The 19,382-nt window shown below is 71.9% G+C and carries 20 protein-coding genes, 2 tRNA genes and 2 pseudogenes; 13 read left to right on the top strand and 11 right to left on the bottom strand.

Annotation, left to right across the window (positions count from 1 at the left end; all coding sequences use genetic code 11):
* Nucleotide 1 precedes the first annotated feature (1 nt).
* The 4 genes from IGA62_RS13165 (at nt 2) to IGA62_RS13175 (ending at nt 1,381) form a co-directional block, all read left to right on the top strand.
* Nucleotides 2-880, top strand: a complete 879-nt coding sequence (locus IGA62_RS13165) for a DUF3566 domain-containing protein (protein WP_145821260.1) — start codon at nt 2-4, stop codon at nt 878-880.
* A gap of 151 nt (nt 881-1,031) precedes the next feature.
* Nucleotides 1,032-1,105 (top strand) — tRNA-Ile (locus IGA62_RS13170).
* A gap of 40 nt (nt 1,106-1,145) precedes the next feature.
* Complete coding sequence (locus tag IGA62_RS30085) at nt 1,146-1,274, top strand: DLW-39 family protein (protein WP_211296303.1); 129 nt, start codon at nt 1,146-1,148, stop codon at nt 1,272-1,274.
* Between the two features lie 34 nt (nt 1,275-1,308).
* Nucleotides 1,309-1,381, top strand: a tRNA-Ala gene (locus IGA62_RS13175).
* Nucleotides 1,382-1,398: 17 nt separating this feature from the next.
* Here IGA62_RS13175 and IGA62_RS30090 read toward each other — a convergent pair.
* Nucleotides 1,399-2,169 carry a site-specific integrase gene (locus IGA62_RS30090; protein ID WP_232625000.1) on the bottom strand — a complete coding sequence of 257 codons (771 nt, stop codon included), beginning with the start codon at nt 2,167-2,169 and terminating at the stop codon, nt 1,399-1,401.
* A 581-nt stretch (nt 2,170-2,750) separates the two neighbouring features.
* On the opposite strand from IGA62_RS30090, the gene IGA62_RS30945 reads away from it, so the two are divergent.
* Nucleotides 2,751-2,957, top strand: a complete 207-nt coding sequence (locus IGA62_RS30945) for a hypothetical protein (RefSeq protein ID WP_198501231.1) — start codon at nt 2,751-2,753, stop codon at nt 2,955-2,957.
* A gap of 20 nt (nt 2,958-2,977) precedes the next feature.
* Nucleotides 2,978-3,226, top strand: coding sequence for a hypothetical protein (locus IGA62_RS30950; RefSeq protein ID WP_408632878.1), 249 nt, complete (start codon nt 2,978-2,980; stop codon nt 3,224-3,226).
* Here the strand turns inward: IGA62_RS30950 and IGA62_RS30100 are convergent.
* Nucleotides 3,223-3,362, bottom strand: a pseudogene (locus tag IGA62_RS30100) (IS481 family transposase); the annotation flags it as partial. The gene IGA62_RS30950 and the pseudogene IGA62_RS30100 overlap by 4 nt on opposite strands.
* A gap of 254 nt (nt 3,363-3,616) precedes the next feature.
* Here IGA62_RS30100 and IGA62_RS13190 point away from each other — a divergent pair.
* Together IGA62_RS13190 and IGA62_RS13195 are read left to right on the top strand one after the other, a co-directional pair.
* Nucleotides 3,617-4,060 (top strand): hypothetical protein, encoded by a 444-nt coding sequence (locus IGA62_RS13190; protein WP_145821258.1) that lies wholly within the window; start codon nt 3,617-3,619, stop codon nt 4,058-4,060.
* A gap of 792 nt (nt 4,061-4,852) precedes the next feature.
* Nucleotides 4,853-5,278: a PPOX class F420-dependent oxidoreductase gene (locus IGA62_RS13195; RefSeq protein ID WP_198501232.1), complete on the top strand. Its 426-nt coding sequence runs from the start codon at nt 4,853-4,855 to the stop codon at nt 5,276-5,278.
* Between the two features lie 94 nt (nt 5,279-5,372).
* Here the strand turns inward: IGA62_RS13195 and IGA62_RS13200 are convergent, their stop codons facing one another.
* The gene (locus tag IGA62_RS13200; protein WP_145821255.1) at nt 5,373-5,786 is read right to left on the bottom strand and encodes a hypothetical protein; all 414 of its coding nucleotides are present in this window, start codon (nt 5,784-5,786) and stop codon (nt 5,373-5,375) included.
* Complete coding sequence (locus tag IGA62_RS30105) at nt 5,719-6,078, bottom strand: hypothetical protein (protein WP_232625169.1); 360 nt, start codon at nt 6,076-6,078, stop codon at nt 5,719-5,721. Before IGA62_RS30105 ends, IGA62_RS13200 begins: the two co-directional genes overlap by 68 nt.
* 159 nt (nt 6,079-6,237) lie before the next feature.
* Here IGA62_RS30105 and IGA62_RS30110 point away from each other — a divergent pair.
* Nucleotides 6,238-6,522: pseudogene (locus tag IGA62_RS30110) on the top strand (GNAT family N-acetyltransferase); the annotation flags it as partial.
* Nucleotides 6,523-6,648: 126 nt separating this feature from the next.
* Here IGA62_RS30110 and IGA62_RS30115 read toward each other — a convergent pair.
* Entirely contained in the window at nt 6,649-7,107 is a 459-nt protein-coding gene (locus IGA62_RS30115; protein ID WP_186500384.1) for a hypothetical protein, read from the bottom strand.
* Between the two features lie 182 nt (nt 7,108-7,289).
* Between IGA62_RS30115 and IGA62_RS13215 the strand changes: the two genes are divergently transcribed.
* Nucleotides 7,290-7,625 (top strand): hypothetical protein, encoded by a 336-nt coding sequence (locus IGA62_RS13215; RefSeq protein WP_186500091.1) that lies wholly within the window; start codon nt 7,290-7,292, stop codon nt 7,623-7,625.
* Nucleotides 7,626-7,655: 30 nt separating this feature from the next.
* Here the strand turns inward: IGA62_RS13215 and IGA62_RS13220 are convergent, their stop codons facing one another.
* Nucleotides 7,656-8,717, bottom strand: coding sequence for a phosphotransferase (locus IGA62_RS13220; RefSeq protein WP_145821253.1), 1,062 nt, complete (start codon nt 8,715-8,717; stop codon nt 7,656-7,658).
* Between the two features lie 135 nt (nt 8,718-8,852).
* On the opposite strand from IGA62_RS13220, the gene IGA62_RS13225 reads away from it, so the two are divergent.
* Nucleotides 8,853-9,272: a CBS domain-containing protein gene (locus IGA62_RS13225; protein WP_145821251.1), complete on the top strand. Its 420-nt coding sequence runs from the start codon at nt 8,853-8,855 to the stop codon at nt 9,270-9,272.
* A gap of 98 nt (nt 9,273-9,370) precedes the next feature.
* Here IGA62_RS13225 and IGA62_RS13230 read toward each other — a convergent pair whose 3' ends face one another.
* Nucleotides 9,371-13,786, bottom strand: coding sequence for a cation-translocating P-type ATPase (locus IGA62_RS13230; protein WP_145821249.1), 4,416 nt, complete (start codon nt 13,784-13,786; stop codon nt 9,371-9,373).
* 312 nt (nt 13,787-14,098) lie between these two features.
* On the opposite strand from IGA62_RS13230, the gene IGA62_RS13235 reads away from it, so the two are divergent.
* Both IGA62_RS13235 and IGA62_RS13240 read left to right on the top strand, forming a co-directional pair.
* Nucleotides 14,099-15,469 (top strand): MFS transporter, encoded by a 1,371-nt coding sequence (locus IGA62_RS13235; RefSeq protein ID WP_145821247.1) that lies wholly within the window; start codon nt 14,099-14,101, stop codon nt 15,467-15,469.
* A 66-nt stretch (nt 15,470-15,535) separates the two neighbouring features.
* Entirely contained in the window at nt 15,536-15,718 is a 183-nt protein-coding gene (locus IGA62_RS13240; RefSeq protein WP_145821245.1) for a hypothetical protein, read from the top strand.
* A 135-nt stretch (nt 15,719-15,853) separates the two neighbouring features.
* On the opposite strand, the gene IGA62_RS13245 is transcribed toward IGA62_RS13240, so the two are convergent.
* The 4 genes from IGA62_RS13245 to IGA62_RS13260 form a co-directional block, all read right to left on the bottom strand.
* Nucleotides 15,854-16,489, bottom strand: a complete 636-nt coding sequence (locus IGA62_RS13245) for a DsbA family oxidoreductase (RefSeq protein ID WP_145821243.1) — start codon at nt 16,487-16,489, stop codon at nt 15,854-15,856.
* Nucleotides 16,490-16,564: 75 nt separating this feature from the next.
* On the bottom strand, nt 16,565-16,993 hold the full coding sequence (locus tag IGA62_RS13250; RefSeq protein WP_145821241.1) for a SufE family protein: 429 nt from the start codon (nt 16,991-16,993) through the stop codon (nt 16,565-16,567).
* Nucleotides 16,994-17,069: 76 nt separating this feature from the next.
* Entirely contained in the window at nt 17,070-17,495 is a 426-nt protein-coding gene (locus IGA62_RS13255) for a CBS domain-containing protein (RefSeq protein WP_145821239.1), read from the bottom strand.
* Between the two features lie 60 nt (nt 17,496-17,555).
* Nucleotides 17,556-19,322 carry a proline--tRNA ligase gene (locus tag IGA62_RS13260; protein WP_145821237.1) on the bottom strand — a complete coding sequence of 589 codons (1,767 nt, stop codon included), beginning with the start codon at nt 19,320-19,322 and terminating at the stop codon, nt 17,556-17,558.
* Between the last annotated feature and the right edge of the window lie 60 nt (nt 19,323-19,382).

Here is a 19,382-nt window from a genome sequence, read left to right on the forward strand (position 1 = left end):
GATGACGGAGACACAGGCGAAGTCGGGGAACAAGGGGACCTCGGCCAACCCGGTCGACGAGGATGCCGCGAAGGGCGGTGCGTCCGCGTCCGGACGCGCCGCCGTAGGTCGGGCGACGGTTCCCGCCGACGCGCCTGCCCCGAAGTTCACCCGGGCTCCCGGCATGACACCACCGCCGGACAAGCCCGCCGCCGACTCGGGCAAGGGCGACCGGACCGAGGCGATCGACGTCGACGCGCCGACATCGGCCGGGATGACACCGGCCGCCGGTGCGGCCCGTCCGGCCACGACGACACAGCCGATCCCCACGAAGGCGGCTCAGACCGCGGCCACGGGTACCCAACCGCGGGTCGGGGCCGGCACCCCGCCGGACACCGCACGGCCGGGGGTGGCCCGGCCCAACGGCGGCGGGCTGCCGCCGGGGGTCGGCGGTGCCGCGGCGGTCGGGGCAGCCCGGGTCAACGACGCGGTACGCGCCGCGCGCAGCTCGGTCAGCTCCGCGGCCTCGCGCGGCCCCCGTCGGGCCCGGCTGAACCTCAAGCGGATCGACCCGTGGTCCGTCATGAAGTTCGCCTTCGCGGTCTCCGTCGTGCTCTTCATCGTCGTGGTGGTCGCCACGTCGGTGCTCTACCTCGCCCTCGACGCGATGGGTGTGTTCCAGAGTGTCAACGAGAGCCTGACCGACCTGGTCAGCGCCGGTGGTGGACAGGGCACGGACGGTTTCCAGATCACTGCCAAGGGCGTGATCCTCAGCTCGGCGCTGCTCGGGCTGGTCAACGTCGTCCTGTTCACGGCGCTCGCCACGCTGGGGGCGTTCGTCTACAACGTCTGCGCCGACCTGGTCGGCGGGGTCGAACTCACCCTCGCCGAGCGGGACTGAGTCGACCCGAAGGGCTGGTCACGCCGGGGCGCCGCGAAAGCGGTCGCCCCGGCGTCGGTCATGGAGGTAGGTTCGTCAGCAGACGGTGCGCGAGGTCCGACCCCGATTTGGGGCCCGACGCACGGATGGGTTAATGTTGCTCGTCGCACACGGGGCTATAGCTCAGTCGGTTAGAGCGCAGAGCTGATAACTCTGAGGTCGCTGGTTCGATTCCAGCTAGCCCCACCGCATACCGTCCGACGGCAGTCGAGCGAGGGGACGCCCCATGGTGAAGAAGCTTCTGTTGCTGGTCGGCGTCGTTGGTGTGGCGGTTGTCGTTGCCCAGCGGATCAAGGCGTCGAACGACGAGCGCGCCCTGTGGCACGAGGCGACCACCGCCCCCGACCTTCGGTAAGGTTCGACCCAGGGCGGTCATTCTCCGCCCATTCGGGGCCCTAGCTCAACTGGCAGAGCACTGCCTTTGCAAGGCAGGGGTTAGGGGTTCGAGTCCCCTGGGCTCCACCTAGCTCCCGTGCAGGTCACGGGACACCTCCCTCGTCTGAGGCCGCTCCACCTGATCGACTGTCATCGTTTTTGGTCAGCAGTTCGTCAGCAGGTGCCGCGAAAGCGTCTCGGATCAGCCGGTGGAAGTCAGCCGGGGTGTGCGTGTAGCGATTGAGAGTTGTGGACGCCTGCTCGTGTCCCATAACCGCCTGCACGACGTTGACCGGCACGCCGCTCGAAACCAGCCACGTGGCGTACCCGTGCCGCAGGTCGTGGAAGCGCAGACCACCGGCAGCCTTGACCGCCACGTGCGCCACTGCGTCGCGGTGCGTCGTGAACTCTGCGGACCACTCGACGCCTTCCCGGTCGTGCCAGGCGGCACGGAACCGGTGCGGCCCCATCTCCGTCACGCTGCCGAGCAGCCCGGCACGGACTAACGACGGGCGCCACACCTGACGTCGGAAGTTGCTCCGCAGCATCGGGTCACCAGCCTGGTTGGTGAAGACCCGGTCAGTGTTGCCAGCGTTCGTCAAGCCGTGGTGGCGCTGCAACTCGGCCCGAAGGAACGACGGCACGGGAACGGCGCGGCGGCTCTGTGCCGTCTTCGGGTACGGCTTGTCGGCCGGGTGCCCGTTCACCTCGATCACGACTCGCCGAACGGTCAGCGTCGCGGCCTGGTCGTCGTCCGGCAGTTCGATGTCATCCCACCGCAGCCCGAGACACTCGCCCCACCGCAGCCCGGCCCCTGCTGCTGCGGCCACTACGGCACGGTGCCACTCCGGAACGTTCGGCAGCAGCTCTTGCACCTGGTCGAGCGGAAGCGGGAGCTGCCCGTCCGCGCGCTTGCGTTGTGCGGGCAGTCGCACTGCCTTGCACGGGTTGAACGCGATCAGTCGACTCCGGACCGCCGACGCGAGGATGGACGACAGCAGCGAGTGACACGATGCCACCGGTGGCCGGTGACAGCTCGCGGCTCATGCGCGTTACCCACTCCTGTACGGCCAGGTGGTCAATTCGTGCGACCGGCCACGTGCCCCACTCCGGCAGAAGCCGCGCCCGGAGACGCGACGTCCACCCGGCAAGCGTGGTCGCCTCCACCGACCGGGACGCCAGCCACCGTTCGGCGTACGTACCGAACCGCGTCTTGCCGGCGGCAGGGTCGACGTACGTCCCCTGACTTACGGTCGCCCCAGTGGTTGCGAGGTACGCGGCAGCTTCCTTTCGCGTGCGGAAGGTCTTCGCCTTCTGGCGGCCGGACGGGTCGCGCCAGTTGGCGCGGTAGGTGCCGGCGGGGGGTCTTGATGATGTGTCCCACGGGTTGTGGATCTCCTCCTGGCTAGTGTTCCGCGCCAGAAATTCGCCTCATAATTCGGTGTAGGGTGGTGGGATGCCGAGGACCGGGCGTCCCACCCCGCCGCTGGTGTTGTCCGACGAGGAACGCGCGACGCTGGTGCGCTGGTCGCGGCGGGCGAAGTCCGCGCAGATCCTCGCGATGCGCGCGAAGATCATCCTGGCGTGCGCCGAGGGTGCTTCGAACACTGACGTGGCGAGTGGTCTGGGTCCACGGTCGGCAAGTGGCGTCGGCGGTTTCTGAAGCTGCGGCTGGATGGCCTGATCGATGAACAACGGCCGGGCCGTCCACCGTCGATCACCCTGGACCAGGTCGAGAACGTCGTGGTGACGACCCTGGAGCAGACGCCGCGCAATGCCACCCACTGGTCCCGCACGTCCATGGCCAAGCGGTCGGGGCTGTCGAAATCGACAATCGGCCGGATCTGGCGGGACTTCGGGCTCAAGCCACACCGGGCGGACACGTTCAAGCTGTCCACCGACCCGCAGTTCATCGAGAAGGTCGTCGTCTAGTTGTAGTGCCCAGGAACGCTGGTCAACCTTGTGAAGGACGGTTTGCCGGCGGTAGCGGTGTGGGGCCGGTGGTGATTGTAGTTACGGAGCCGGGCGGGGAGGGCTTTCGGCGGGCGGATTCGGATGAGTAGAACCGGCCTTCTGAGCCGTATCGGCCACAGGTGTCCAGCCCTCGGCAAGAGATGTAAGGATACGCAGGGCGACCGAAATACCACATCTCAATGACGGTTGTCAATCGACTGAGCGGCCTTAGCTGGGGCGGTATAGAGAGAGGGGATCCTATATGCTTGCTTCAAGCGACGCTCATCAAAGGGTTTGCATGATCTTCATGCTGGTGGCCCAATGACGCTATGGGTGTCACCCGTTCGTCTCGAAGGGAAGCCTAAGTAGATGGCTAAAAAGATCGGCGCGGTCCTGTCGGGGATCGCTCTCGGGGTTGCCGCCGCCGTTTCCCCTGCAATTCCCGCCTCGGCTGCCGCCGACGACTATTTCTATGTCTGTGGCGGACAGTTCGAGACCTGCGGCGGGGGTAGCACGGAAGGTACGATCGTTTGGTATAACCGCACCGCTGGGATCACTGGTGGCGTATCGGACAGTGGCCCCGGTAGCACCACGGCAATTTTTGAGGCATTCGCCGGCTCCACCAAGATTGAAAGCCAGACCAGGACTGCCGATGATGAGACCAGTCTCGGAGCCTACCGTGGCTTCAATTTCACGATCGGTGATTCGGACCTGGTTGGTGGTATCGACCGGATTAAGATCACGGTTTGCTTCAACTACCCCGATGGACCGCTCGATTGCAGCCCCAACTACAACGAGTTGAAGAATTCGTAACGGGAACTAGGTGTAACGAGAAGCAGTCGCTATCCTCGCCCGAGTCCGCAGGAGGCACCCTGCGCCCCGGCGTTGTTTCGTATTTCCCGGTTATGCGGTGAGTTGCCGCGCATAAAGGGCTGGATAGCAGGCGAGCACGACTTCTGCTGATCTTTGGGTGTTAAGGCCAGAAGGTCATTTAGGAGTCGTGCTCGTGCCGTTATCTTCCCCGATCCCCCCTGTCGTTGACCACCACGGACCTGGCCTTATGGGAGGCCGAACTCGCGGGCCGGCCTTCTGGCCAGCAACGACCAGCACGCCTCACATCAACCAGCGGGGACCCGGTAGGGCCGACGCCAAACGGCAGCCCGGGCGCCAGTGACGCCGACGGGCAGCGCCCGTCGAAGCGTCCAGGAACTTGCAAGCGAGGGTTTGGAGCGCGGGGGTGCCGGCTGTCAGCAAGAAGTCAGCGAAACGTACGACAGCCAACAACAGGGGCTGCCACAGGACGGTTCACCCCTCGACTCCGACGCCAGTCGTCGGCACTGACAGGCAAGCGTTAACGGGATGGTGCCGCCTTTGCAAGGCAGGGGTTAGGGGTTCGAGTCCCCTGGGCTCCACCAGTACGAACCTGGTTGACCGCAGCCCGAGTGCAGTCATCTGTGCAGCCAAGCGGCTCACGTGGTCCCTTCCTCGCCCAGCCCACACGTTGCGAAGACGTGCCGCAGTAGCGCCGTCGCTCGTTACGACGGAGGTCCGGCCGCTCGCGCCCTTCCAGCGTCAGGTGGTGCTGGCGCGCGCTGCGGAGGCACGATGACAGAAGGGTCGATCATGGGCTTTGCCGACGACGAGATCGATTTCGTCCGTTCCCAGCCGCTGGTACGGATGGCGACACTCGGCGACGATGGACAACCGGACGTGGTGCCGCTTGCCTTTGAATTCGACGGCGCGGCGTTCTGGGTCGGCGGCGGCGAGACGTTCCTGCAGACGCGCAAGGTGCGCAACATTGTCGCCGGGCGGCGCCGGGTCGCTCTCGTCTTCGACGACATGCCGTCGTTCGCCCCGTTCGTTGCCCGCGGTGTGCGTGTTTACGGCACGGCCGACGACCCGATCGAGCGCACCGGCATCACCGGACCCGGCTGGTACGTGCGGATCGTTCCGACCGAATCGTGGAGCTGGAACATGGCGGGCGAGCCGGTCGGTGAGACCTGGTACCCGTCCCGGCATCGCCGGCACTGAGCTGCGTCCGGGACGCACCGGCAGACCGACGGTTGCCGTCCCGGTCCCGGTGCCCACCACTGTGTGGTGTCCGTATCGCCCGACCGGTGGTGTGTCACTCCGGGGCCAGGAGGCGGGACGAGCTGACCCACAGCTGCACCGAGGTCGGCGGCTCGCTGCTCGTCACGGTGTACCCGATCGATTTCTCCGGGTCGTACCCGTGCACCGTGAAACGGCCGTCGCCGAGTGCGGTGAAGTCGCTGTCGACCCGTCCCGAGCCCCGGTACAGCGCGAGCATGGTCTGCTCGTGGTCCTCCGGCAGCAGCGGTAGGTCCCAGACGCCCTGCATGACGTAGGCGCGGTCGACGTCGAACCATCGCGCGCTGTCACAAGGGAGTTCCCATTTGCGCTGCGGCGCCGGCAGTGCACCGAACTGCTCCCGCACGACGTCGGCGGCCATCCTATGGGTGCCCGACCGGCCCGCTTGCCGTCGTCGCGTCGACACCTTCTCCACCAGCGCCACTGCCACCGCGCACTAAGCTCGCGCGGTGCCCGTACGCCCACATCCAGAAGACGGTGCCGACTCGCTGCTCGTCGCGGACGACGGCACGGCGCTGGCCCGGATGCGCATCCGTGACGAGCAGGGGGAGCGCGTCGCGGCTGCGGTCGAGCCGCTGCCCGGGGTGGCGCAGAGCCAGCTTGCCGAGCAGGCGCGCCGCGATCTCGCGGGCTTTCGGCTGGAAACGTCCGACGACGGCGTGGTGGCCGCGTTGGTGGCCGGCGGTCTCGTGCTGCACCGGGCCGCGACCGAGATGCGTCACCGTCTGGACGCTGTGCCCGCGCGGGTGGCGCTGCCCGCAGGCTGGTCGTTGAGCGGCCCGGGTTGGGACGACGATCTGGCCGGGGAACTGGCCGCGGCGTACGGGCCGGGGCATCCGGACGGACCCTGGCGGGCCAGCCACAGCGAGCAGGTCCGGGCGATGTTCGACGCCGGTGAGCCGGTACCCCCGTTGCTCCCGGCCTCCGCCCGCCTGGTGGATCCCGACGGGCGCAGCGCCGGCCACGTCCTGTGTGCCGGACCGGTGCCGTGGACCGACGATGTCTGTGCCTGGATTCTCAACCTCGCCGTGGCGCCCCGCGCGCAGGGCCGCGGATGTGGCCGGGCACTGCTCTCGCACGCGTTGCGCGGAGCGCGCGAGGCGGGACTGCCGGCCGTCGGGCTGTCGGTGGCTGACGGGAACCGCGCACGTCGGCTCTACGACGACGCGGATTTCCGTCCGGTCGCCCGGGTGCTCTCGGTGCTTCTGCCCGCGCTCCAGATCCGCGAGCGTCCGTCCCAGCCGGGCGGTCGTCGTGAGAGCACGGGGTCCGGCGCTGCCGCTCGCCTGAGGTCACCGGCCGCCGGTGAACTGGTTCGCGGGCACGAAGACGCGGTGACCGGACCCATAGGAGAGCCAGACGCCCTCGGCGGTCCACTCGACGGTCAGGTCGGCCGGGTCCATGCCGGTCGCGTCGAAACGGACGCGGTGTCCGTAGCCGCCGCTCCGGTCGCGGCCCAGGACGACCGCGTGGTGGTCGACGGCGGAGGAGCCTCCCTCGGACAGCCGGATCGCCGCGATCGGCGCGCGGACGTGGGTCAGCACGGCGAAGTGTGCCGAACCGTCGGCGTACCCGATCCCCGACGGTTGGTCGACGACCCGGACGACGGTCGTCCGGGGCCACCACAGGAGGACGGCGGCGGCCACGACGCCGCAGACGAGGGCCACGATGATCGCCGCCCGTAGGGGACGGCGACGCCGTTCTCGGCCGGCTGCGGCCGGTGGGCCGGCCGGATACGCGGGGTGGTTCATCGGTCGAGTGTCACCGCACACGTCAAGTGACCGGGCCCTCTGCGGCGAAGCGGCGGTACGACCCCGACAACGTGCTCACGTCCGGCCCCGGCATCTTCGACGGCGGGTGACCCGGGCCGGGCCGCTCCCGTCGCCGGTTCGACGTGATGGCGCGGACCGGAGCCACCGGCGATGCTGGTCCGGTGACGACCACCGACCCCGCTGTGCCGCGTACCGTCCGGATCCACTGCCGGATCGACGTGGTGGTGACCGATCCGCAGGCGGTCACCGACCTGGCCGTGGCGGAGCTGAGGGCGGCGGACATCGACTGGTCGGCGGAGGAGGACGACCCGGACACGGCGGCCCGGGAGCTGCGCGCCGATCTTCCGCTCGCCCTCGCCGGGCTGCTGGACCTGCCCCGCCTGGTCGAGGACCTGCCGGGCGTCGAGTTCCGCAGCGGCCGGTGCCGGGCCGAGCCGGTCCCGGGAGGGCGGTCGACCCCGCCCGCAGCAGGGGAGGCCGGACCGGAGCACCGGTAGGTCGGACCGGAGCACCGGTAGGTCGGCCGGTCAGTGTGGCGGGGCCTGGCCCCGGCTGCCCAGGTGCCGGATCAGGCCCCGCAGGATCTCCCAGGACGCGTCGTCGTCGGCGCTGCCGGTGTGGGGTCGGCGGAACCGGTCGACGTCCACCGCGAGGTCCTCGAGGTCCCACTGGATCCGGTACAGCTCCAACAGTGCGGGCTCGGGGCGTACGCCGGTCGCGTCGGCGTACGCGTCGAGGACGGACCCGTCGCCCGGGTCGAGGTTCCACAGGTCCCGCTCGGGGGGTGAGACCAGGACGGTCTCCCAGTCGATCAGCAGCCACCCGTCCGCGTCCCGCATGGTGTTGCCGGGGTGAGGTTCGCCGTGGGTGAGCACCGCCCGGTCGTCGTACGCGCGCGCCCCGGCGACCAGGGCGTCGTACCGGTCGAGGAGCCGTCGGATCGGCGCGGCGTGCGCGGCGAGCAGGTCGGCGACGGGACGGGCGTACGGGCCGCAGTCGGGAACGGGGCCGGCCCGCAGCGCGTCGTCCAGCGCGTCCCGGTGCGCGACGGTGAGGTCGTCGACGTTGGCGTGCCGGCGTACGTCCGCCGGGGCCATGTGCACCGCGACCAGCATGTCCAGGACGGCTCGGCGGTGCTCGGCGGTGGGGAAGTCGCCCCAGGCGAAGCTCTCCCCGGCGACGTGCGGATAGAGCGCCAGGCCGAACCGATCGCCGACGCGGGTCAGCGGTTCACCGTCCACGGTGGGCACCGGAGCCACGACGAAGCCGCGCCCCCGGCCCCGGCGCGCGGCGGGCGCGTCCCGGTCGGCGGTGGTGCCGCGAAGGGCGGCATGCAGCGCGACGGTCGCGCCGAGGGCGGCCCGGAGCCGGTCGTACGCCCGGTGCAGCGGTTCGTCCCGCCGGTGTCGCCGCCGTTCCAGCTCGTCGACGGTGGCGAACCACCGGTCGCCGTGGACGGTGCGGACCTCCCAGTGGTGACTGCCGAACCCGACCGGCCGGTACGTGACCGTGTCGACGTCGATCCGCCAGGTGCGCCTCAGCGAGGCGGTCAGGGTTTCCTCGGTCAGGCCGGCGGGCGCGCTGAGCATCCCGTCACGGTACGAGCGGTGGCCGGCCCGGCCTACCGAATTGTGCACGGAGCAGGTCCGGTACGTCGTGCATGGCCCGCCGCGAGCGGGGTACCGGAACAGATACCAACCCCCGGAAAGTGAGGTGTGATTGCCATGCCGACCGCACGTGATCTCATGACCAGCGACGTCAGCTGCGTCCGTGAGCAGGACGATCTCAAGTTCGCCGCGCGCAAGATGGCCGAGCTGGGGGTCGGCTCGTTGCCGATCTGCGGCGCGGACAACCGCCTGAAGGGCATGCTGACCGACCGGGACATCGTGGTGAAGGTGCTCGCCGAGGGGCGTGACCCGAGCAGCGTGACCGCCGGTGAGCTGGCCCAGGGCGAGGCGGTGACCATCGGCGCGGACGACGACGCGGCCGAGATCCTCCGCACCATGGGCAAGCACAAGGTACGCCGCCTTCCGGTCATCGACGGGCACGACCTGGTCGGGATCGTCGCCGTGGCCGACGTGGCGCGGTCGCTGCCGGAGCGCCCGGTGGGTGACCTGATCGAGGCCATCTCCGAGCGCGGCTGACCGTATTCGACGCGTCCATCGGGGCCTTCCGCTCGGCGGGAGGCCCTGCGGCGTGAGAGCCGCTCGGCGGGAGGCCCCGCGCCGTGCGGGCGAGGACGTCAGGACGGTGGTCGGGGCAGCCGGTCCACCAGACTGCTGAGCGCGCCGTTGCCCAGGGTGGCGCCGAGCGCGGAGCCGGTGGCGATGGTCCAGCCGACCGGTCCGAGCGGCGTGCAGCCGAAGAACTGGCTGACCCCGGGGGTCTGCACCACCGCGACCAGCGCGCCGACCGAGGCGACGGTGGAGGCGAGCACCGCCGGGCTGGTGCCTCCGGCGAGCACGGTCTGCCCGAGCTGCGTGCCGACCAGGGAGGCGAGGGCCACGGTGCCGGCCCGCCGTTGGCTGCCCGTCCAGCGGGCGAGCGTCCATCCGGCAGTCGCGCCGAGGGTGGTGGCGGCGGCCCGCAATCCGATCTCCCTGGTCAGGCTCTCCCCGAGGGACGTGTCCGGGCCCTCGCGCAGCAGGTGGTCGCCGTGGTGCGCCCCGGGCGGCCGGATCGCGATGGCCATCGCCGGCACCAGGTCGGTGAGGAGGTTGACCAGGAGCAGTTGCCGCCCGGTGAGCGCGGAGCGGCCGGTCGCGGCGGCGGTGAGCACGCTGAACGCGATCTCCCCGAGGTTGCCACCGACCAGGATGCTCAGCGCGTGGCGGACCGAGGACCACATGGCGCGTCCCTCGACCAGGGTGGCGATGATGGTCTCCAGTCGGTCGTCGGTGACCACCAGGTCGGCGGCGGCCTTGGCGGCCGGGGTGCCCCGTTGGCCGAGGGCGATCCCGACGTCGGCCAGCCGGATCGCCGGTGCGTCGTTGGCGCCGTCCCCGGTCATCGCGACGACCCGGCCGCACTTCTGGAGCGCCTGGATGATCCGTACCTTGTGGGTCGGGGTGCAGCGGGCGACCACGTCGGTGCGGGCGAGGCGGTCGGCGAGCGCCTCGTCGTCGAGCTGGTCCAACTCGGTGGCGGTGACCACCCGCTGGTCGCTGTCGGTGCTGATGATCGAGGCGATCGCCTCGGCGGTCGCCGGGTGGTCGCCGGTGATCATGATGGTGTGCACGCCGGCCTGCCGGATCCGACGGACGGCCGGCGCGGCGCTTTCCCGCACCCCGTCGGCGAGCGTCAGGTAGCCCACGAACACCAGGTCGCGTATCTCGTCGTCGGTGACCTTCCGGCCGGTCACCCGCCGCTCGGCGACGGCCAGCACCCGGTGCCCGGCCCCGGCCCGCTCGGCCAGGACCTCGTGCAACCGGTCCCGGCCCCGGTCGTCCAGGGGCCGCTCGCCGCCGTCGGCGTCCCGGCGGCCGGTGCAGCGGGGCAGCACCCGCTCCGGAGCGCCCTTCACGCTGAGCAGCAGCCCGTCGTCGGTCTCGCCCAGCGTGGCGTGGTAGCCCCGGGACGGCTCGAACGGCAGCCCACCGACGGATCGCCAGCCGCCGGCCCCGATCCGCTCGGTGATCCCGTCGACGGTCCGGGCGCCGGTGCGGATCGCCCGGTCGGTCTGCTCCGGCAGTTCCGCCGGGTCGGTCGCGTCCGGGGTGGCCCGCAGCGCCGCCGCGAGGGTGGTCCGGAGGGACCGCGATCCGTCCAGCCGGTCCGTGGGGGCGTACCGGTCACCGTCGCCGATACCGGCGAGGCGGAGGTGTCCCTCGGTCAGCGTGCCGGTCTTGTCGAAACAGAGCACGTCCACCCGGCCCAGCGCCTCGATGGTGCGGGGGTTGCGGACCAGCGCGCCGTGCTCGGCGAGCCGCCGGGCCGCCGCGAGCTGCGCGGCACTGACCAGGAAGGGCAGCCCCTCCGGCACCGAGGCGACGGCCAGGTTCGCGGCGGTCGCCGCCGTCTCCGCCAGCGGTACGCCCCGCAGCAACCCCGCCCCGGCCACCGAGATCGCCGAGGCGGCGGCCAGCGGAAGCGCTGCCCGGGTCAGCCTGCCGAGCCGGGCCTCCACCCCGCCGGCCGGTGGTGCCTGGCGGGCCAGGGCCAGGCTCCGTCCCGCCTCGGTGTCGGCCCCGGTGGCGACCACCACGGCGGTGCCGTACCCGGCGGCGACCGTGCTGCCCTCGTAGACCATGGAGCGGCGGTCGGCGACGGCGGCGGCCACCACCGGTCGGTCGGTCTTGGCCACCGGTAGCGACTCACCGGTCAGCGACGACTCGTCGGCCTCCAGCCCCACCGACTCCAGCACCCGGCAGTCGGCGGGTATTGCGTCCCCCGGTTCGAGCAGGACCACGTCGCCGACCACCAGGTCGTCGGCGGCCACCACCCCTTCGGTGCCGTCGCGCCGGACCCGGGCGGTCACCGCCGTGCGGGAGAGTAGCTTCGCCAGGGACCGTTCGGTGTTGCGTTGGTGAACCGCCCCGATCAGAGCCGAGCCGCCGACCACCCCGCCGACCAGGGCGGCGTCGACGACCGAGCCGAACACGGCGGAGAGGGCCGCCCCGGCGGCGAGGACCGGGGTGAGCGGGTTGGCGAGTTCGTCGAGCAGGGCCCGGAGCAGGCTGCCGTCGTCGGCGCCGCCGCCGGTGCCCCGGCGCCGCCGCTCGGCCACCTCGGTCGCGCCGAGTCCGTCCGGGGTGGTGCCGAGGCGGCCGAGGACCACGTCGACCGGCATCAGGTGCCAGGCCGTGACGGGCGGGGTCGGGGTGTCGGTCCGGTCGGGCAGTCGACGGGCCCGCCAGACCCCGTGCGCGAAGGCCAGCGCCGCAGCACCGTTCACGGCGGAGAGGGCCTGGCCGGGAAGGCGCTCCCGATCGGCGGTGAACGCCGCCAGCGCTCCCAGCCCGGCACCCGCCTCGGCGAGGCGGATGTTCTGCCGGCTCATCCGGCGGGCCACGCCGGTCGCCTCGACCACCAGCGCACAGGTGCGCAGGTCGGTGCCGACGAGCAGGTGCGCGCCCCACGGGGGCGGGTCGTCGGGTCCGCCGACACCGAGTCCACAGTCGGAGACACCGAGGGCCGCCCGGTCGGCGGAGACCAGCATCACCACCGCGCCGTCGAGCTGGAGGGCCCGTACCGTCTCGGCGACCCGGGGGCCGCCGGGGAGGACAGCGTCGGTGAACCCGTACCGCTGGTCGGTGTCGCCGGCCACCACCAGCCGCAGGCCGGCCTGCCGGGCGGCGACCGACAGCGCGTCCGCGCCCGGCGCCGGCTCGGGCTCGACCCGCAGCACCGCCGCCAGGGTCTCCCCCTCGGCCAGCCCGAGCAGCAGGCCACCGCCGTCCCGGAGCCGTCGGCTGGCCCCGGTGTCCCCCGGATCGCGTGCGTCGAGCCGGTCCAGCGGGGCGATTCGCCAGCCCTCGGCCTCCCGTCGCCGTCGCGGCGCGTCGGGGTCGAAGAGGGCGAAGGCGCGGGCGGTGATCTCCTCCGCGTCCGCGTCGGCCAGCGGAGCCAGGTCGACCAGCGACCCCCGGTCGGAGTTGAGCACGGCCGCGTCCAGGACGAGCGTGTCGATCCGGTCGAGTTCCCGCAGCACCCCGCGATCCATCGCGATGACACCCCGGCGGGCCAGGATCCGGCCCAGTTGGGCGGCGTACCCCTCGCGGCCGGACCCGGGGGCCTTCGGCAGCGTGGCGAGGGCGAGCGCGGCGGCCCGCTTCGCCCCCACCGCCGGCAGGGCCGCCGCGCCGGCTGCCGCACCGGCGAGGAGTATCCGGTTGATGTACCGCTCGACCGGCCCGTCGGGCTTGGCGCGCGGCCGGCCGTGCGTGGGCGCGCGGGCCACGGCGCGGTCCGGGTCGCCGGTGAGCTGCGGCTCGGCACGCTTCCAGGCGCTCTGCTGGGCGCGGGCCTCACCCCACTGCACGATCCGCTGCGTGCCGTCGAGCACCAGGCCGGTCCAGCCGCCGGAGAGTCCCTGCGTCACCGCCTCGGCCAGCGGGAAGAGCAGGTCGGCCCGGGGGTCCGCGCGCAGTCCCCGGTCGGCCAGCGCGTGCAGTTTGGGGTGCAGGTCGATCGCGCCGAGGAGCCCGGCGACCTCTCCCGGCAGCGGGGTGAACGGCAGGATCCGGGTGGCGGCGGAGAGGGTCAACCCGAGGACGTCGGAGGCGAGCGCGCCGAGCGTGCGCGGGGTCTGCGGGCCCTCCTCGGGCGGGTGCGGCGGCGGGATGTCCGGGTCGGGTTCGTGGTCGCAGCGGCGTTCCACCCGCTCGATCGCCCGGACCAGGTCACGGAGGCGGGGCTCGGGCGTCTCGACGGACACCACCACCCGGCCGGACGGGGCGTTGACCCGGGCCCAGCCCACCCCGGGCAGCTTCTCCAGGGCCCTCTCGACCTGGCGGGCCAGGCGGTCGCCGCCGTCCTGGCAGACTCCGTGCACCTCGATGTGGTGCCGTCCGGGCCGGGACCAGACCCGCCGACGGGTGAGCCCGGCGCTCCGGGCCAGGTGTACGGCCGCTGCGCCCGCACCACGGGAGGCGTCACCCACGAGCCGTGGCACGACGGACGGGACGATCCGGCCGGCGATCCTGCCCAGCGGGGTCATCCGACGGTACGACCGGCCAGGAGCCGGTCCGGTCCTCCGTCGCCGTCGTGCAGGTCGTACGCCATCTCGCCTCCCACGCCTCGCTCCGCGCGGCGTGGCTTCCCCACCCCGGGCCGGTCATGCCCGGTGACGGGAAATTCTTCCGGTGGACCGGGTTCCGGGGCGGGGACCCTGGGCCGAGGCGCTGGCGGCGGCCTGACGCCTCGCGCGGGGCGGTACCGGTAGGGGCCGACGGTCCCGGCGGGGGCCGGGTACGAGATCCGGCTCACCGACGGTTGACCTGAAGTCGGGTTGAGGACGCAGGGTGGGCGCATGCTCATCGAATCCGCGCCGCCCGCCGTGCCGGATCGGCTGCTCTCCGCGCCCCTGCGGGCGATGACGGTGGGCAGCGTGGCGTTGATCTCGCTGCTCGCCTTCGAGGCGTTGGCGGTCGGGACCGCCATGCCGACGGTCGCCCGCAGCCTCGACGGCCTGGCCCTCTACGCGCTGGCCTTCGGCGGACCGTTCGCCTCCGGGGTGCTCGCCATGGTGCTCTCCGGCATCTGGTGCGACGTCCGGGGCCCGCGGCTGCCGATGTGGCACGGGTTCGTCTGGTTCGTCACCGGGTTGCTGCTCGCCGGCACCGCGCCGGCGATGGGCGTGCTGGTCGTCGGGCGGGTGGTGCAGGGCTTCGGCTCCGGGCTGCTCTCGGTCGCGCTCTACGTGATCGTCGGCCGGGTGTACCCCGAGTCGTTGCACCGGCGGATATTCGCTGTGTTCGCCGCCGCGTGGGTCGTACCGTCGCTGGTCGGACCGGCCCTGGCCGGGCTGGTGGTGGAACACCTCGGCTGGCGCTGGGTCTTCCTGGCGGTCCCGGCCGTGGCTGTTCCGGCGGTGCTGCTGGTCCACCCGGGGTTGCGGGCGGTGGGCGTGCCGGTCGGTTCCCGGCCGCCCCGGGACGCGGGGGCCCGGATCGGCTGGGCCTGTGGGGCCGCGGCGAGCGCCGCACTGCTGCACTACGGGGGGCAGCAGCGCGGTCCGCTCGCCGTCGGTCTCGTGGCCGCCGCGCTGGTCGCGCTTGCCGGCTGCGCACCACGCCTGCTGCCGGCCGGTGTCCTGCGGGCCGGTCGAGGGCTGCCCACCGTGGTCGGGCTGCGCGGGCTGGCCTCGGCGGCGTTCGTCGGTGCGGAGGTGGTGATGCCGCTGTTGCTGTCCCGTGAGCGTGGGCTCTCGCCGACCGCCGCCGGGGTCGCCCTGACCGTCGGGGCGGTCTCCTGGTCAGTGGGCTCGTGGTTGCCGGGACGGCTGCCCGAACCGCGTTCCCGGGCGACCCTGCCGCGCGCCGGGCTCGTCTGCATCGCCGCCGGCATCGCGGGATTCGCGCTCGCGGTGTGGCCGGCCGTCCCGGTGCCGGTCGCTCTCCTCGGCTGGAGTCTGGCCGGACTCGGCATGGGGTTGGTCTACCCGTCGTTGTCGGTGCTCACCCTGGAGTTGTCCGATCCCGGTGAGCAGGGTCGCAACAGTTCCTCCCTGCAACTCGGCGACGCGCTCTGCGCCGCCGCCGTGCTGGCGCTGACCGGTGCGCTGCTCGCCGCCGGCCCGGGGCCGGATCCGGCGACCTACCTGGTCGCCCTGGCGGTCTCCGCAGGGTTGGCGCTGCTCGGCGCGCTGATCGCCGGACGGGTCGTGCCGGTCGCCGGCTGACACCCGTCCGGGGGAAGCCGCCGGGATGAACCCGTCAGCGGCTCACGTTCGCCCTACCGTGGCCGCATGCTCACACTGGTCGTCACCATGATTCTGTACGTCGCCGGATTCATCTTCCTCTACGGCGTGATCCGGGTGGCCGTCCGGCACGCCCTGGAGGACCTGGAGGTCCGCCGCGCGGAGGCGCTACGCCCCGGCCCGCCGCAGGAGCGGCCCTTCGTGCCGGAGACCTTCCTCGCCGGCAACTGACGGTGCGGGGCCCCGGGTCTTGTTTTCGCTGGCCGACCGAGGGGCTTGCGAGGCCCGTCGAATGATGGACATGCATCGATGTTGTTGCACGTGAAACATCGGGCTGCCCGAATGGCGGTCGGCAGGTGCGGCCCGTCAGTCGCCCGACGACTCACGGCGCTCCACTTCGGCCAGGGCGGCGAGAAGGGTCTCCGGCTCCTGGGCACCACTGACCGCGTACCTGCCGGCCAGGACGAAGGTCGGCACGCTGGTCACCCCGATGCTCCGGGCCTCGGCCAGTTCCGCCTGGAGTTCGGCGACCCCGGCGTCCGAGTCGAGGAAGGCGCGGACCTCGGTGGCGTCCAGGCCGACGCTGGCGGCGACCGAGGCGAGAGCGGAGCGTGAGCCGATGTCGACGCCGTCGGTGAAGTGGGCCCTGAAGAGACCCTCGATCGTCTCGGCGGCCCGGCCCCGCGCGTCGGCGAACCGGATCAGTCGGTGCGCGTCGAACGTGTTCGCGGTGACCGCCCGGTCGAAGTCCAGTTTCAGTCCGACACCGGCGGCCACCCCGGCGACGTGGTCGGCCATCTGCCGGGCCTGTTCCACCCCGCCGAACTTCGCGCCCAACCCGTCGAGCAGCGGTCGGGGCTCGGGCACCGGGCTCGGGTCGAGCTGGAACGGCCGGTAGCGGAGGGTCACGTCACCGTCGTACGCCGCCAGCGCCTGCTCCAACCGGTGCTTTCCGACGTAGCACCAGGGACAGACCACGTCGGCGTAGACCTCGATCTCCATGCCCCGGATCAACCCGCCGTCCGGTGGATCTGTTCCCGGCGTGGACGGCGGTCACACCCCGCGCGGTGGGTCACCTCAGGAGACCTGCTCGCGTACCTGCCGCTTGAGTCGGGCCAGGATCGCCGTGCCGCCGCGTACCCGCAACGGGCTGATCGCCTGGGCGAGCCCCATCCGCTGGTACAGGTCGTCGGGGACGGCGAGCACCTGATCGGCGCTGGCGCCGGCCAGCCCCTCGGCCAGGATGCCGGCGAAGGCCCGGGTGGTCGGGGCCTCCGGAGGGCAGTCGAAGAGGGTGGTCACCGTCCGGTCCGGGGCGACCCGGGCACGGAGGAAGAATGCCGTCTGGCACTCCGGCACCTGTTCCATGCCCTCGCGGTCGACCTGCCCGGGCGGGAGCGACGGGATGACGTCGGCGAACTCCAACAGCATCTCGAGCACCAGCTCGCGTGGGACGGTGGCGAACTCATCGACGATCTCGGCCAGCTTGGACGGCATCTCGGGCATGCCGCCAGGCTACCGGCGTGTTTGCAGGGGGCCCTTCCTCGACAGAAAACGGTAGGAAGGGCCCCCTGCAAACACCTCACACCGTCGGTGCCTTCTCGCTGATCTCGCTGAGCGCCGAGTTCGGATCCAACTGCGTCGCCAGATCTCCGAGGGAGACGATCCCGACCAGTTTGCGGTCGGCGTCGCAGACCAGGATCCGCCGGACGCCACGCTCGCGCATCAGGGCCGCCGCCTCGGCCGTCGAACAGTGCTGGTCGATCATCACCACCTCACGGGTGACGATCGAGCCGATCGTGGTGGTCGCCGGGTCGCTGCGTTCGGCCACCGCCCGGACCACGATGTCCCGGTCGGTGAGCATGCCGGCGAGGGTGGCGCCGTCGGTGACCACGACATCGCCGATGTCCGCCTCCTTCATCACCCTGGCGGCCTCGTCCAGGGGTGTCTCCGTCGACAGGTAGACCACCTGTCGGGTCATCACGTCACTGACCCGGTAACCGGACATTTCGAGAGCCTCCGAGGGTTGACCCAGCAGATGTGACAGCGGTACCCAATGGCGGCATCGCTACACCAGGTCGGACGGCACTGCCGAAAGTCCGGTGAGCGCACTGGTCAGCTCGACGACCGGCAGCTCCGTACGGTCGCCACGGGCGCGGTCACGCAACTCCACGTACCCGTCGGCGAGACGGCGACCGACCACGACGGTGCGGGGGATGCCGATCAGCTCGGCGTCGGTGAACTTCACCCCGGCCGAGACGTGCGTGCGGTCGTCGACCAGCACCCGCAGGCCGGCGGCGGCGAGGCGTGCGCCGAGGTCGAGCGCCGCGTCGAGCTGCGGCCCCTTCCCCGCCGCCACCAGGTGTACGTCGCACGGCGCGACCGCCGCCGGCCAGCACAGCCCTCGATCGTCGTGGTGCTGCTCGGCGATCGTGGCGACCAGCCGGGAGATGCCGATGCCGTAGCAACCCATCAGCGGCCGGACCGACTTGCCGGCCGGACCGAGCACGTCCACCGCGAACGCGTCGGTGAACCGGCGGCCGAGCTGGAAGACGTGCCCGATCTCGATGCCCCGGCGCATGGTCAGTTGCCCGTCCGGGCAGGCCGGGCAGGGATCGCCCGGGCGTACGTCGGCCGCCTCGATCGTGCCGTCGGGGACGAAGTCGCGTCCACAGACGACGTCGACCGCGTGCCGGCCCGGCTCGTTGGCCCCGGTCAGCCAGGCGGTGCCGGGCACCACCCGGGGGTCGACCAGGTAACGGATGTCGAGCTTCGCCATGACCTGCGGGCCGATGTAGCCGCGGACCAGCTCCGGCCGGTCGGCGAAGTCGTCGAAGACGGTGACCGTAGCCGGGTGCAGCGCCGCGCCGACCCGCTTCAGGTCCACCTCCCGGTCGCCGGGCACCCCGACCACCAGCGGTTCCGCCTCCTTCGCACCGGGCCGCCGGACGGCGAGCACGACGTTCTTCAACGTGTCGCCGGCGGTCCAGTCGTCCCGGCCGCCGAGGCGACGGGCGTTGGCCAGTTCGACCAGCGAGGCGATGGTGGGGGTGTCCGGGGTGTCGTGCACGGTGGCGGCCGGGTGCGCGTCCGGGTCGCCGGCCGGCGGGACGGGGGTGGTCACCGCCTCGGTGTTGGCGGCGTAGTCACAGGCGGTGCAGGCGACGTAGGTGTCCTCGCCGACCTCGGTGGTGGCGAGGAACTCCTCGGAGACCGAGCCGCCCATCGCCCCGGACGTCGCGGTGACCACCGTGTACTCCAGCCCCAGGCGGTCGAAGATCCGCTGGTACGCGGCGCGGTGCCGGGCGTACGCCTCGGCCAGTCCCGCCTCGTCCAGGTCGAACGAGTAGGCGTCCTTCATCAGGAACTCGCGCCCGCGCAGCAGGCCGGCCCGGGGGCGGGCCTCGTCGCGGAACTTGGTCTGGATCTGGAAGAGCGTCACCGGAAAGTCCCGGTACGAGGTGAACAGGTCCTTGACCAGCAGCGCGGCCAGTTCCTCGTGGGTCGGGCCGAGCAGGTGCGGTGCGCCGCGCCGGTCGGCCAGGGTGAAGATGTCGTCGCCGTACTCCGTCCACCGCCCGCTGGTCTGGTACGGCTCGGCCGGCAGCAGCGCCGGGAAGTGCACCTCCTGACCACCGATCGCCGTCATCTCCGACCGGACGACCTCGGTGACCCGGTCCAGCACGAGCTTGCCCAGCGGCAGCCAGGTGTAGCCGCCCGGAGCGGCCCGGCGGACGTATCCGGCGCGCAGCAGCAGCCGGTGGCTCGGCACCTCCGCGTCCGCCGGGTCCTCCCGCAGGGTCCGCAGCAGCAGCGTCGACATCCTCAGCATCATGGGCGCAGCGTACGACGGGAGCGCGGGCCGTCCATCCGGTTTGTCGCGGGGTGCGGTGGC

This window comes from Micromonospora sagamiensis (assembly GCF_014680085.1).
Lineage (GTDB): Bacteria > Actinomycetota > Actinomycetes > Mycobacteriales > Micromonosporaceae > Micromonospora > Micromonospora inyonensis.